The sequence below is a fragment of the Neptunitalea chrysea genome (assembly GCF_027924145.1).
GTDB classification, from domain to species: Bacteria; Bacteroidota; Bacteroidia; order Flavobacteriales; family Flavobacteriaceae; genus Neptunitalea; species Neptunitalea chrysea.
The window spans coordinates 69543-84512 of record NZ_BRVP01000006.1; the positions used below are offsets into that span (position 1 = coordinate 69543).

General features: G+C 33.6%; 12 protein-coding genes and 1 pseudogene. 11 read left to right on the forward strand and 2 right to left on the reverse strand.

Annotated elements, in window-relative coordinates; translation table 11 throughout:
- Positions 1 to 14 precede the first annotated feature (14 nt).
- The 5 genes from NBRC110019_RS05475 (at position 15) to dnaK (ending at position 6049) form a co-directional block, all read left to right on the forward strand.
- Entirely contained in the window at positions 15 to 1094 is a 1080-nt protein-coding gene (locus tag NBRC110019_RS05475; RefSeq protein WP_281753098.1) for a glycosyltransferase family 2 protein, read from the forward strand.
- Positions 1081 to 2232, forward strand: coding sequence for a glycosyltransferase (locus tag NBRC110019_RS05480; protein WP_281753099.1), 1152 nt, complete (start codon positions 1081 to 1083; stop codon positions 2230 to 2232). The genes NBRC110019_RS05475 and NBRC110019_RS05480 overlap by 14 nt, the downstream gene beginning before the upstream one ends.
- A gap of 10 nt (positions 2233 to 2242) precedes the next feature.
- Positions 2243 to 3403, forward strand: a complete 1161-nt coding sequence (locus NBRC110019_RS05485; protein ID WP_281753100.1) for an acylneuraminate cytidylyltransferase — start codon at positions 2243 to 2245, stop codon at positions 3401 to 3403.
- A gap of 483 nt (positions 3404 to 3886) precedes the next feature.
- Positions 3887 to 4009, forward strand: coding sequence for a hypothetical protein (locus tag NBRC110019_RS05490; RefSeq protein ID WP_281753101.1), 123 nt, complete (start codon positions 3887 to 3889; stop codon positions 4007 to 4009).
- Positions 4010 to 4126: 117 nt separating this feature from the next.
- Positions 4127 to 6049, forward strand: coding sequence for a molecular chaperone DnaK (gene dnaK / locus NBRC110019_RS05495; protein WP_281753102.1), 1923 nt, complete (start codon positions 4127 to 4129; stop codon positions 6047 to 6049).
- 68 nt (positions 6050 to 6117) lie between these two features.
- On the opposite strand, the pseudogene NBRC110019_RS05500 reads toward dnaK, so the two are convergent.
- Together NBRC110019_RS05500 and NBRC110019_RS05505 are read right to left on the reverse strand one after the other, a co-directional pair.
- Positions 6118 to 6353: pseudogene (locus tag NBRC110019_RS05500) on the reverse strand (integrase core domain-containing protein); the annotation flags it as partial.
- Between the two features lie 175 nt (positions 6354 to 6528).
- Complete coding sequence (locus tag NBRC110019_RS05505) at positions 6529 to 7407, reverse strand: N-acetylneuraminate synthase family protein (RefSeq protein ID WP_281753103.1); 879 nt, start codon at positions 7405 to 7407, stop codon at positions 6529 to 6531.
- Positions 7408 to 7597: 190 nt separating this feature from the next.
- On the opposite strand from NBRC110019_RS05505, the gene NBRC110019_RS05510 reads away from it, so the two are divergent.
- Genes NBRC110019_RS05510 through NBRC110019_RS05535 form a run of 6 tightly spaced genes read left to right on the forward strand, consistent with a single transcriptional unit; the run spans position 7598 to position 14967 of the window.
- Positions 7598 to 8992 (forward strand): UDP-glycosyltransferase, encoded by a 1395-nt coding sequence (locus NBRC110019_RS05510; protein WP_281753104.1) that lies wholly within the window; start codon positions 7598 to 7600, stop codon positions 8990 to 8992.
- Between the two features lie 36 nt (positions 8993 to 9028).
- Positions 9029 to 10279, forward strand: a complete 1251-nt coding sequence (locus NBRC110019_RS05515; RefSeq protein WP_281753105.1) for an alpha-1,2-fucosyltransferase — start codon at positions 9029 to 9031, stop codon at positions 10277 to 10279.
- A gap of 3 nt (positions 10280 to 10282) precedes the next feature.
- Positions 10283 to 11431, forward strand: coding sequence for a glycosyltransferase family 4 protein (locus tag NBRC110019_RS05520; protein WP_281753106.1), 1149 nt, complete (start codon positions 10283 to 10285; stop codon positions 11429 to 11431).
- Complete coding sequence (locus NBRC110019_RS05525; RefSeq protein ID WP_281753107.1) at positions 11428 to 12963, forward strand: glycosyltransferase family 2 protein; 1536 nt, start codon at positions 11428 to 11430, stop codon at positions 12961 to 12963. The genes NBRC110019_RS05520 and NBRC110019_RS05525 overlap by 4 nt, the downstream gene beginning before the upstream one ends.
- On the forward strand, positions 12953 to 13957 hold the full coding sequence (locus NBRC110019_RS05530) for a glycosyltransferase family 2 protein (protein WP_281753108.1): 1005 nt from the start codon (positions 12953 to 12955) through the stop codon (positions 13955 to 13957). The genes NBRC110019_RS05525 and NBRC110019_RS05530 overlap by 11 nt, the downstream gene beginning before the upstream one ends.
- On the forward strand, positions 13954 to 14967 hold the full coding sequence (locus NBRC110019_RS05535; RefSeq protein WP_281753109.1) for an ATPase: 1014 nt from the start codon (positions 13954 to 13956) through the stop codon (positions 14965 to 14967). The genes NBRC110019_RS05530 and NBRC110019_RS05535 overlap by 4 nt, the downstream gene beginning before the upstream one ends.
- Positions 14968 to 14970: the final 3 nt, after the last annotated feature.

Genomic DNA, 14970 nt, shown 5'->3' on the forward strand with positions numbered 1-14970 from the left:
TATGTTACTAATATATGCTAACAATTGTATTAACATACCGAAATAGAGATTTATACATAGTTAAACGATGTTTAGATTCGTTATATCAGCAATCTGATGAAGATTTTAAGCTGTTTTTAGTAGATTATGGTAGCGATAATAGTTTTGTAGAGCAGTTAGAAAAGTTATTGGAGGACTATACTTTTGTGACAAGTATTTATGTTTCTACACAGGGTCAGTTATGGAATAAAAGCAGAGCTATAAATATTGCATTTAAGAAATGTAAGACACCTTATTTCTTAATGGGTGATATTGATTTGGTATATCATAAGGATATGGTGAAATACTGTAAAGAAATGATGAAGCAGTATGATTGTGTTTATTTTAAATATGGTTTTTTATCGGAAGAGGAAACCAAAAAGGATTTGGGATTTAATGAATATGAGACAGAATTCTATGGGAATCAAGATGTTACAGGGACTACGTTATACAGAACGGATGTATTAAAATCAATTAATGGGTATGATGAATTTTATCATGGTTGGGGAGCTGAAGATACCGATGTTCATCTTCGATTAAAAAACGCAGGGTATGATGTATATTTTTATGAGAAAGAAATTCTTGTAAAACATCAATGGCATCCAAAGGCGTACAGATCAAAAAATAGCACGGCTCCATTTCATACCAATTTAGAACGTATTAATCACGATTATATGTGGCAACAATTTCATTCGGGAGCCACTGTAGCAAATACAAAATTTAATTGGGGGGAACTTACTTCCGAATCACAGGTACAAAAACTAAAAAATATAGATAGGGAGATGAAAATTACAACCGAGAAAAGGAAGTTAGATGCTTTATTGTTTGGTGTACTTCCCGAATTATCAGTCTCTGTAGAATTAATTATAACCTATGAAAAAGGCGCTAAAAGCTTAAAGAATCAGATAAAGAAGATTCTTGGCAGGAAGAGCATTCATTCATATACAATAGAGGAAGCAAATAATATGTTGTTGTTACAATTAATAAGTCATCATAGATTAGCGTCTTATAATTATTCAATTAACTGGAGCAACGATGAAATTGTCTTAACTTTTACTCCGTATGAGAAAGCCTAAGAAAATTTTGATGGTTTCCATGCCCACACTTCATTTTTTTAGATGGGTAGACCAATTAAAGGAGGAAAATTATGAGGTGTATTGGTTTGATATAACAGATGGTGCTACTAAAATACCCAGAATTAATTGGGTGGATCAAATTACCGATTGGAAACTGAGATGGAATTATCCTGGTCGGATTTTCTTAAAAAAGCAACTTCCTAATATTTACCGGAGTATAGGGCGAATAAATGAGAAAAGTACTGTTGCTGTTTTTGAAGAAAAACTTAAGGAAATTCAGCCTGATATAGTTCATAGTTTTGCATTATATGTCTCTTGTACGCCTATTATTGGAGTAATGGAAAAATATAAGGACATTAAATGGATATATAGTTCATGGGGTAGTGACCTTTTCTATTTTCAGAATCAGCCAGAATATCTTAAAGATATTAAACGTGTTTTACCTAGAGTAGACTATTTGTTTACAGATTGTCATAGGGATTATAATATAGCAAAGAAGCACGGATTTGATGGTGAGTTTTTAGGGGCATTTCCAGGAGGAGGAGGTTTTGATTTTACTTTGATGGATTCTCTAAAGAAAGATATATCTAAACGTAAGGATATTTTAATAAAAGGCTATCAGGGACGATCAGGTAGGGCAATAGAAGTCTTGAAATCATTACTAGCTTGTAAAAGGCTGTTTTCTGATTATAATATTGTAATTTTTGGAGCTGGTAAAGAAGTGTTGGATTATATTCATAATTCAGAATTTAAGTCATGGACAAACCTGCAAGTGAATGAACGGATAAAACATGATAAGGTTCTTGAGTTAATGGGGACTTCTGTTGTATACGTTGGAAATAGTGATTCTGATGGAACACCAAATACTTTGTTAGAGGCGATGTGTATGGATGTTATCCCTGTACAGTCAAATCCAGGAGGGGCTACACAAGAACTTATTGAAGACGGAAAGAACGGATTTCTGATTCAGGATTGCGAAGATATATTACATATTCAGAGTGTTTTAACCAAAGTAATTTCTACTATATCTGATTCGTATGTAGCTATTGTAAATGAGAATAGAGCGCTATGTAAAAGGTTTGAATATAATATGGTAAAAAGTGAAGTGCTAAAAAAATACCAACAAGTTTTAAGTTAGATAAATAGATATGAAAAAAATAGGACTAATCCCTATACGAAAAGGTTCAGTAGGAATACCTAATAAAAACAAAAAGAAAATAGTTGGTCGTCCTTTATTTACATGGGTTTTAAAAGAAGCCATCTTTTCTGATTTAGATGAAGTATATGTTTTTACAGATGATTCGGATGTTATTTCATTTATAGAAAAAGAATATCATTGGACAGCAAAGGTAAAGGCTTTGTTACGTAGTGATGAAAATGCAAGTGATACAGCTTCTACAGAAGCAGCAATGGTAGAGTTTTCTGAGAAAATAAATTACGATTTTGATCTTTTATGTTTATTACAGGCTACCTCTCCATTTACCTTGTATTCAGATATCGATGCATGTATTCAGAAGATTGTAGCAGATAACTATGATGCTGCTTTAACGGTAGTAAATACACATCGTTTTACATGGGGTAAAGAAGGGACTGCTTATAATTACAATGTTTTTAATAGACCTAGGCGTCAGGATTTTGAAGGGCTTCTTATAGAAAATGGAGCTGTATATTGTACCACAGCAAAAGCTTTTAAAGATTCTAGTAATAGAATTAGTGGTACTATAGCAACAGTTGAGATGGCGGAAGAGTCGTTAACCGAAATAGACTCGAAATCCGACTGGCTAATTGTAGAAAAATTATTGGCGCAGCGTTTAAAACGAAACAGAACTCCTAAAAAAATAACGCATTTGGTGTTAGATGTAGACGGGGTGTTTACAAGTGGGGCTATAACATATACTGCTGAAGGTGAACATACAAAAGAATTTGATATGAGAGATGGTATGGGGCTTGAAATTTTAAGAGAGGATAATATTAACGTGATGGTAATGACTTCTGAAAATTCTCCACTGGTAGCTGCTCGTATGAAAAAGCTTAAAATTGAGAATGTATATCTGGGAGTTAAAGATAAATATGCGTTAATAGCTCATATTATAAAGGAAAATGCTTTAGAATTAGCCGAGTTTGCTTATATGGGTGATGACGTAAACGATTTGGCAAATTTATGTAGTGTAGGTTGGGCATTGGTGCCCAATAATGCTACAGAGCGGGTAAAACCTTATGCCGATGTTTTAATAAATGCTGATTCGGGCAATGGAGCCATACGCGAAGCTTGTGAATGGATTATAAGGTATAACGAACGATTTGAATAAACAAAAACGGGGATCTTAATTAAGATCCCCGTTTTTGTTTGGTTGAAATCCCACTAATTTCCCAAATGGGAGGAGGTCGACCCTGCCAATAATAGAATCTTAACACACTTTTGACAGTTTAGTTCAACCTACTTTTGTGTCTTGTTTAGAAAATAGAGTATATGAAAGTTGGTTTTATGGGATTGGGTAATTATGGGATCGTATGGCTATGAATTTATTAAAAGCAGATAACGAGTTAATTTGTAAGTATCCCTTAAAATCGTTCTTTTAGGCATTCATGGGTAAGCCTACAGGTTATGAAACTTATGATTAACCAAATGCCATTACAAAGTATGCTGACCTTTTTCGAAAGTTTGATACTGGGCATGACTATGGGGATAGAGAAAAAACAGGCATGTTTTGCTGGGTAGCTGTTAGTAGGCCTTTACTTGCTGCTTTTCGTTAATACATCTTCAGAAAGACTTGCTGCTATTTACCAATATTGTGTTTGAACTAAACGAAGCGATGCTTTTTACAAATACAGCAAAAGAGGAATATACACTGGCAAAACAACAAGGAATGGCAGGCCTTGACTGTGCAGCTGTGTTTAAATTATGGCAAGAATAAATAAATAAAACTTTAAATTGTGACACCTTGTCAGTTATCTGCGCTTGGCATAATCATTGACTAAAGTGTATCAGTTTTTAAAGAATATTTATTTAATACATACAATATAACAAAACTATGAGTAAGATAATAGGTATAGATTTAGGGACTACCAACTCATGTGTATCTGTAATGGAAGGTAATGAGCCGGTAGTAATTCCTAATGCAGAAGGTAAAAGAACAACCCCATCGGTAATTGCATTTGTTGATGGAGGCGAGATTAAAGTTGGAGATCCTGCGAAACGTCAGGCAGTAACAAACCCACACAAAACGATTTATTCGATTAAGCGTTTTATGGGGAATAAGTTCTCTGAGTCGCAACGAGAAGCCGATAGAGTACCTTATTCAGTAGTAAAAGGAGATAATGACACACCTCGTGTAGATATTAACGGACGTTTATATACACCTCAGGAATTATCTGCTATGATTCTTCAAAAAATGAAGAAAACTGCAGAAGATTATTTAGGTACCGATGTAAGTGAAGCAGTAATTACTGTGCCAGCTTACTTTAACGATTCTCAACGTCAGGCTACAAAAGAAGCCGGAGAGATTGCAGGATTAAAAGTGCAACGTATTATTAATGAGCCTACGGCTGCTGCGTTAGCGTATGGTTTAGATAAGAAAAACTCTGACCAAAAGATTGTAGTATTTGACTTTGGTGGTGGTACACATGACGTTTCTATCCTTGAGTTAGGAGACGGTGTATTTGAAGTATTAGCTACCGATGGTGATACACACTTAGGTGGTGATGATGTTGATGAGAAAATTATTGATTGGTTAGCAGAGGAGTTCAACGCAGAAGAAAGCATGGATTTACGTAAGGATGCTATGGCATTACAGCGTTTAAAAGAAGCTGCTGAAAAAGCTAAGATTGAGTTGTCTTCTTCTACACAAACAGAGATTAACTTGCCATATGTTACAGCTACTGCTAGCGGGCCAAAACACTTGGTGCGTACGTTAACCAGAGCTAAATTTGAGCAATTAATTCACGATTTAGTAGAAAGAACAATTGCACCTTGTAAAACGGCATTAAAAAATGCAGGATTATCAGCTAACGATATCGATGAGATTATTTTAGTAGGTGGTTCTACTCGTATTCCTGCTGTACAGGAAGCTGTAGAAAAATTCTTTGGTAAGAAACCTTCTAAAGGGGTGAACCCTGACGAAGTTGTTGCTGTTGGAGCTGCTATTCAAGGTGGGGTATTAACAGGTGATGTTAAAGATGTACTTTTATTAGACGTTACACCGCTTTCTTTAGGTATTGAAACTATGGGAGGTGTAATGACTAAGTTAATTGAGTCTAACACTACCATCCCAACTAAAAAATCACAAGTATTCTCTACGGCTGCAGATAATCAGCCTTCTGTAGAAATTCACGTGATTCAAGGGGAGAGACCAATGGCTGCCGATAACAAAACAATTGGTAGATTCCACTTAGACGGTATTCCACCAGCGCCAAGAGGGGTTCCTCAAATTGAAGTAACATTTGATATAGATGCCAACGGTATTATCAATGTTTCTGCTAAAGATAAAGGAACTAACAAAGAGCAAAACATTAGAATTGAAGCTTCATCAGGATTAACTGACGAAGAAATCAACAAGATGAAAGCGGAGGCTGAAGCAAATGCAGATGCTGATAAAAAGGCTAAAGAAAAAGTAGATAAGCTTAATGAAGCAGACGGAATGATTTTCCAAACTGAAAAGCAATTAGGTGAGTTTGGAGATAAATTATCTGCTGATAAGAAAGCAAATATTGAAAGCGCTTTAGAAGAATTGAAAAAAGCGTATGAAACCAAAGATGTTGATACCATTCAACCAGCGTTAGATAAAATTAACGAAGCTTGGAAAGTGGCGTCCGAAGAAATGTACAAAGCACAAGCGGAAGCACAACAAGGAGCTCCGGGTGCAGGACAAGATCCAACAGGTGGAGCGGAAGCTGCAGGTGATGATGCCAGCCAAGGAGACGATGTTCAGGATGTAGATTTTGAAGAGGTTAAATAACTCTATAATTTAGATTTAATACTCGTAAGATAATGTACACCCTTAAAAAATAGGTTAACAATTTTTGATTAAACTATAAATGAACCAGAGAAGCTAGCTTCTCTGGTTTTTTTATATATAAAGTTTGGAGTTTTCATATTTAAACTCAAATGTTCTTAAGTTATTGTAAGTGTCACTCGATTCTGGCAAGCACTTTATTGTTTTTACATTTATAAATTAGGAACTCTTGTTTTAGTATTCCATTAATTCTTTCAGTCAAAGCATTTTGATAGCAATTGTATCTATCTGTTATTGAGAGTGATACTGTTGTGTTTATGTCAACTTATTTCAGGACGGGACAAAACAAAAAAAGCCTCCGTAAAACGGAAGCTTTTAAAAGTATCAATCCACTAAGATTGAATAATATGTTTTAGTAAATTATTCTAAGACTTGTCTCTGAGTAGTTACACTCGATTAAGTAAACTCAAAAGCGTTACTAATTACTTTCTATATTTTAATTTATCTCTTTGTACTTGCTCAATGGCTAAGATATCGGTGTTTTTAAAAGAAAGTGCTTTGTGTACAGCAGTAAGATCTCTTTTTAATTTTCTAAGTCCCATAGGTTCTAAAGATGCTGCATGGTCTGTTCCTTTCCAAGTTCTGTCAATGGTATAGTGTCTTTCAATAATATTAGCTCCTAAGGTATAGGCAGCAATATCTACAGCAATTCCAAGATGGTGACCAGAAAATCCTATGTGTTTTACCTTATCAGCATACTTTTCAATTAAAAGTGTAATATCTAATAAACAAACATCTTCAAAAGGTACCGGATACCCTGACGTACAGTTGTATACAACTAAATCTTTGTTTCTTCCTTTTTCAGTAAAGAAAGTAATAAGATCTTCAATCTCATCTTTAGAAGTCATACCGGTCGAAATGTGAATTTCACCACTGTAATTTTCACAAAGCCATTCTAACATTTCGTAATGGTTATTACAAGCCGATGGTATTTTAATAAACTCAGGATTTAAAGACGCTATTTCTTTGGCAGAAGTAGTATCCCAAACAGAGGTAGAATATACAATTCCTATTTCTTCACAAAAATCTTTAAGCTCTTGATGTTGCTCTACAGAAAATTCTAAAAACTCTCTGTGCGCTCCATAAGTATCACCATACGAGTTTACCGGGTTAGGGTGTGGCGCGTTGTATTGCTCTTCTGTCAATAACTCTTTGTTATGTCGTTTCTGAAATTTTACAGCATCGGCATTACAAAAGATTTTGGCAACTTTTATAAGTTCCTTTGCTATTTCCATTTCTCCTTTGTGGTTACATCCTATCTCGGCAATAACAAAAGGTGGTTTGTACGTATTTTGTGTCATAAAGAAAATTAAAATATTGAAGGCAAATATAAATATTTGATACCTAAGGACAAATTCAGTATAACAACATAATTTGCTTTTAATCTAAAATTAATAAGTAGGATGTTTTTAAAATGTTAATTTTGACTCGATAATAGAGAAATCAGTTCAAAGAGGCATACCTCATAATTTTATTTAATAGAAGCTTAGTATGGCTAAAAAGGTTTTTGTGCTTTTTCCGGATGGTATAGGATTACGGAATTTTGCGTTAACTAATTTTAAGGAAGAAGGAGAAAAGCAAGGCATAGATGTATGCTATTGGAATAACACCAACTTTTCTATAAAAGACCGATTGGGTTATAATGAAGTGGTTATAGAAGACCAAACCATACACTCGCTTACCCCAATATATAGTAGAGCCAGAAAACGTACCGAATTGAATGTTTGGACTAAAAAATTATCGGATGCTGTGTATCAGATGTATAAGTTTCCGTTAAGTATTAACGGACTTAATAATAAGATAAAATCAGGATTAATTAGATTGCTTATAGGTTTAAAATCATCTGAACGTGGGGTAGTAAGCATCAGAGAAAAAATAAAACAACTAGAACGCAGTACTTCTAAATATAAGTATTGTAAGCAACAATTAGAAGAGCACAGACCTGTGGCGGTTATGAGTACCAGTCAGCGTGCTACACAAGCCATTGCTCCATTATTAGCAGCAAAAGATCTAGGAATACCTACCATTACCTTTATATATTCATGGGACAATGTGCCCAAGGCTATGTTGGTGGTAGAAACCGATTATTACTATGTTTGGAGCGATCATATGAAATCTGAATTATTACAGTATTATCCTTTTATTAAAGAAGAACAGGTAGTGGTTACGGGTACACCGCAATTTGGGCCTCATTTTGATGAATCGTTGGTAGTACCAAGAGAGACTTTTTTCGCCGAACATAATTTAGATATAGAGAAAAAATACATTTGCTTCTCAGGAGACGATGAGACTACTTCTCCTTTAGATCAGTATTATTTAGAAGATTTAGCAAAAGCGGTAAGAGGTTTAAATGGAGAAGGGTATAATCTGGGGATTATTTATAGAAAATGTCCGGTTGATTTTACCGATAGATACCAAAAGGTAATAGATGGGTATACCGATGTAATAACGGTAATTGATCCTATATGGGAACAGATAGGAAGTAGCTGGAATGAGATAGCACCTTCAAAAGAAGATTTTGCCATGTTGGTAAATGTGTGTAAGCATACAGAGCTAGTTACCAATGTATGTTCTTCTACGGTATTTGATTTTGTAGCGCATGATAAACCGTGTATTTATTATAATTACGAACAGCCACAGTTAAAAAAAGGGATAAGAGATATTGGTCAGAATTACCACTATGTACATTTTAGATCGATGCCTTCTAAGGATGCAGTACTATGGGCGTTGAATAAAGAGGAGTTAAAGGATAGAGTGAAGTCTGTACTAGACGGTGAAGTGAATCCGGTTCCTGTAACCAAACAATGGTTTAGTGTTATTGTTGGTAATACACCAACTGAAGCTTGTGAGAATATCTGGAAATCTATCAACCAACTTATCAAGTAGGTTTCTAACATATTCAATAACTACAAAAAAGTATATATGCTAACCTTTAGTAAAATAGGAAGAAAAGGGAATTTAGGAAACCAGCTATTTCAAATAGCTTCTACTATTGGTTTGGCATCAGACCTTGGGGTAGATTACGGTTTTAAAAAGTGGCAGTATCAGCAGTATTTTAAAAATAGGTTACCAATTATAGATACAGATACTATAGATTTTCAGCATGAAGATGAAAAGTTATACGAACATCATAAATGGAATCTAAGTATTGATACAGATTATGATTTAGAGGGGTGGTTACAAACAGAAAACTATTTTGATGTAGCTAAAACAAAACACTATTTTAAATTTAGTGATGAGGTAGTAGAAAAGGTAAAAAACAATTATAAAGAAGCGTTTACAAAGGAGACCATACTCCTCTCTATTAGAAGAGGTGATTTTGTAAATCATCCTGACTATTTCCAGACGCCTATTCAGTTTTTTATAAATGCGCTTTGCTCTCATTTTCCCGATTGGCTTACTACTAAAAATTTGATTATCTGTAGTGATGATCTGAATTATAGTAAGTTTCATTTTTCATTTTTAGAGAATGCTTTTTTTGGAGAAAATCTTTCAGCTGTAGAGCAATTATGTTTGGGCTCATTATGCGATCATTTTATTATTAGTAATTCTACTTTTTCGTGGTGGTCTGCCTGGTTAGGAGAAAAGGAATGTTCGAAGATTATAAGACCCTTACAAAATTTTAGAGGAGCAAAAGCAAAAGAACTAAACGATAAAGATTATTTTCCGAAGCGGTGGTTACCGTATGATTTTGAAAATAAACGTATCAAATTAAATAATTTAGTAGTAGAAAAGGCAGAAATAGATACTAGTTTGAAAGACTATCTAAATGCCTTTTTTGAGTTTAATTCGGTTGTAAATGAGACCAATAAAAAGCAACTTTTACAAGATAAACCTTATATAGCACCACCTTTATTATATTATTATACAGCGACTAAAAACGTGGAAAGTATACAGTTAAAACCTAATACTTCTGTTTTTAAAATAGCAAAGACATTTAATTATCAAGAGTTTATAGATAATAATTATGATTTCGGCTTTTTTTCTAGCATCTTTAAGTTTCAAAATACTCCTTTGATTAATAACCGAGCGAATAGAACAAATTCAGATTATTTGAATGTTCCGGTAGGACTTTTTGTTATTTTTGGAGGATATAAATTTGGTTTAAAAAGATACAGAACAGAACAGGTGAAGGCTTTAAAAAGAACCATTAAACGTATTTTATTTAGATAATAAATGACAAAATTAACACATGTTGGCTATATAGTTTCTCATTATCCACACGAGGTTTTTGGACATGACGGCGGATTGGGAACAAGCGTATTTAATCTGGTAGAAATGCTGAGTCAAAAGATTAAAGTGTCTGTTTTCGTATATGGTCAAGAAAAAAATTTTGAAATTAAAGAAGGGAATCATACTATTTATAGTATTAAAAATACGACTAAAAAGCCTGGCTTTTATTTTAATAGAAAACATATAGAATCTTTTATAAATAGAAAGATTAAGGAAGAAGCAATACAGCTTATAGAAGCACCGGATTGGACAGGAATTACGGCGTTTATGAAGTTTCCAATTCCTTTGGTAATTCGATTTCATGGGAGTGATACGTATTTTTGCCATATTGAAGGTAGGAAACAAAAATGGAAGAACAAGTTTTTTGAAAGAGTGGCAGTTAGCGGAGCTGATGCTTTTATAGCTCCTACTGCGTATGCAGGGAAAGTATCTAAGGAATTATTCAAAGTAACTAAACAAGTAGAGACAATTCATTATGGTTTGAAATTGGAAAATTTTGATAATGATGAACCTGAGAGTTTTACCGAAGGATTGATTTTTTACATCGGTACTTTAATTCGAAAAAAAGGAGTATTAGAACTTCCTCATATTTTTAAAAATGTATTGAATAGGTGTCCGAATGCTCAATTAGTTTTAGCAGGTAGCGATGCACCTGATATTGAGACAGGAGCATCCTCTACATGGGAATTAATTCAAGATATGATGGATGAGTCCTTAAGTAAGCAAGTAACTTATATGGGTAAAATACCTTATAGTAAAGTTAGGGAAATGGTGCAAAAAGCACATGTATGTGTCTTTCCTACTTATGCAGAAACATTGGGGATGGTTACAATAGAATCTATGGCTATGCAAAAGCCAGTAGTAAATAGTAATATAGGATGGGCCCAAGAGTTAATGGAAGATGGGAAAAGTGGTTTTTTAGTACACCCCTCTAATCATGAATTCTATTCACAAAGAATTATAAGTCTTTTAAGTGATAAAGAATTGAGTCTTAATATAGGCAAGGAAGGAAGGGTTTATGTAGAAGAGAAATTTGATATAAGAAAGCAGGCAGAAAAGAATATTGAATTTTATACACAACTACTATCATGATAGTTGTCTATCACAATTATAAAAGAGTTACTGAGATAACAGGAATAGAACTGAGGGATGATGTAACTACTTTTACATTACCTCAGGTATTAAAAAAAATAGCTACGGAGTACCGAAATGAAATAATTGTTTGGTGCGCTGATGAGGTTAAGGAACTACTTAATCTATTAATTTTACCAGAAGTAATGCATCATCATAATTTATTGGTAAGTTATGCTTTTAATAATTACATGGGAGAAGCTATTGGCTACGTGGATGCCTCTCTATATTGCAATGAAAATAAGGAATTCCCTTATGGAACTTGGCAAATGAGTGGAATGGTTGGGGTTACATCCTCAGAAGTTTTAAATAACATTACGGATGAATTTTACGAAATAACAAACTTTACTTATTTTTTAAATTCGGTAGCAAAGATATACATGCCTTTAGGGTTGTTATGTTATTCAGATCCACGTTTACTTATAAATAGAGAAAACGGAGTAGAAACACCTGTAGCTTCTGTTTCAGAATTGTTTCGGTTTGTAAAAGAGCATTATAAAACTACTTGGAGCTGGTTGTTACTTTTGAATTTTTTAATCTATGAAAAGAAATTATACGTAGGTTCTTTTCTTAAGACGTTCTTGTTCAAAAAAAGGGGACTTAAAGCTTCTTCAATGAACATAGAAGTAAGTTCAACAAAGAAAATTGATAGCGATTTCAGTATAGATGTAATTATACCTACCATTGGTAGAAAAGAGTATTTATATGATGTTTTAACCGATCTCAAAAACCAAATACATTTACCGGTTAAAGTAATTATTGTAGAACAAAATCCTGTACCGGAGAGTGTTTCTGAATTAGATTATATTACTAAAGAAGCATGGCCTTTTGAGATAGATCATACCTTTACGCATCAAACAGGTGCGTGTAATGCTCGTAATATTGCATTAAGCAAGGTTACTTCAGATTGGGTCTTTTTGAATGATGATGATAATCGTTTTGATGGCAATTTAATCTCGGAAGTTTTTAAGAGAATCAAGAAATACGGAGTTCAGGTGGTAATGACTTCCTATTGTAAACCCTCTGAACAAAAAACGTATATCCATACATTTCAACCACCGTTTTTTGGAAGTGGAAATAGTTTTATGAAAAGTAGCTTACTCAAAAAGGTAAAGTTTAATATGGCCTTGGAGTTTGGGTATGGAGAAGATACAGAGTTTGGATTGCAATTAAGAAATCTTGGAGAAGATGTTATTTATTTGGCAGATGTTGATATTACACATTTAAATGCTCCTAGAGGTGGTTTTAGAACAAAATTTGTTCAGGCTTGGGATAATGATGCTTTACAGCCAAAACCATCGCCTACTATTATGTATGTAATGCAAAAGTATAGTACGCTAAAGCAGTTATATGGGTATAAAACAACTTTAATGTTGAAGTTTTATAGATCTCAATCTATAAAAAACCCGTTTAAGTATATGAAGGTATTTAAACAAAGATGGGAAAGAAGTATTATTTGGGCTAACAAGTTAAAGGAAAAACATGAAGTTTAGTTTAATAATTTGCACATACAAACGTCTTGATGCTATCAAAAGGTTAATGAATTCGGTTTTAGAGCAGGCATTATATCCAAATGAGATATTAATTGTTGATGGTTCTGCAGACGATGATACAAAAAATTATCTTGAAAGCGATTGTGATTTTCTGAATCTGGTTTATTATAAAGCACCTGAAGAGCATAGAGGATTAACTAAGCAGCGTAATTATGGAATTTCTAAATTGGGAAGTGACATGGATGTGGTGTGTTTTTTAGATGATGATACTGTTTTAGAAAAAGAGTATTTTTATGAAACTATAAAGGTTTTTAAAACCGATATGGAAATAACAGGTGTTGGAGGTGTTGCTGTTAATGAAAATAGATGGGAACCTAAACAGTCTGATGTGTTATACAATCCTAAAAAGTATTATGAGTTTGAAGGGTATGTATGTAAAGAAGGTTTAAGAAATGTAATTAGAAATTACTTAGGATTATCTTCTACATTGGCTCCGGGGAAATTACCAGCATATTCTCATGGTCGTACTATGGGTTATCCGCTTACTGGAAAATATTATGAGGTAGATTTATTGGTTGGAATGTCTATGGCGTTTAGAAAAGAAGTTCTGGATGGTATTGAATTTTCATCATATTTTGAAGGATACGGACTCTATGAAGATGCTGATTTTAGTCTTAGAGCTTTAAAATTTGGTAAAAATGTGATAGCCACCTCAGCAAGATTAGCACATTATCATGATGCTTCGGGAAGACCTAATAAGTATAAGTATGGTAAAATGGTTATCTTAAACGGTTGGTACATTTGGCGTGTAAAGAATCCGTCTCCTAGCTTAAAAGCTATTTTTAAGTGGTATAGCATAACATGGCTGTTAATAGCCATTAGGGTCACTAACATTGCAGGATCTAAAAGTAAAGAAGCCTTTACTGAGGTTTTGGGAAGAATAGTTGGATGTCTTTTATTGATTTTTAAAAAGCCTACGGTAGATTCAGAATGAATGTAATAAAAAAGAAAATACAAAAGAAGTTATCTGAAGTTAAGAAGTACCATAGTTATTTTCGTTGGTTTTCTTCTGAAAAGGAGGTTGTTTTACTCGATTTACCTAATAAAACAAAGGTACGAACGTATTTAAATCTTATTATTAGACTTAATGCGTATTATAATCTTCCGGTGGTCATAAAGTTTTCTCCGTTTAGGTATTTCATTTTAATAAGGTGGTTTAAAGACTTTGATAATCTGTATTTTAAAAAGCCTTTTTCAAAAATTCGAGTTCATAAAGAGTTTTCGTTTCGAGGAAAGGCCGATTTTAAAGTAAATTACAAGTATAAGAAGGTATATAATCAGCAGGAGTATATTCCAAATGCATTACCGTATATAATGCATCCAGCGAATTATTTAATGGAACAACCTGAGGTACTACCAAAATCGGTGGGTATTGTAATGAGTGGGAATATGGATAAGCATATTTATGATACCAATCATATGAAAAATCATTTTAATATTTTAAATAGATGGAAGATATATGCTGAACTCATAAAACTAGAAGGAGTTGTTGAGGTAGAAGGAGGTGCCTATGTTAGAGCACTAAAGACCGGAGACTATTTACGGAATATGGTAATTATGAAATGGCAATCGGGAGCTTTACCAATAGAGAAATGGAGATATTATTTGTCTACTGCGAAGTTTATTTGGTGTGCTCCGGGAATGACAATGCCTTTATGTCATAATATTTTAGAAGCTATGTCTGTTGGGGTAGTTCCTATATTAAATTATGAAGACTGGTTGAACCCATCATTGAAAGATGGTGAAAACTGCTTGGTGTATAAAAAGGAGGAGGATATGGAAAAAGTACTTAATAAGGCATTACAAATGAGCGCAGAGAATTATCAAAATATACAAACCAATGTAGTAAATTATTATAATGAATATTATAGTGTGTACGATTTTGATGCTGCACAGGGGCAAGATTTTATTATGCTTAATGAAACCATTGAAGATATTATTTAAAAC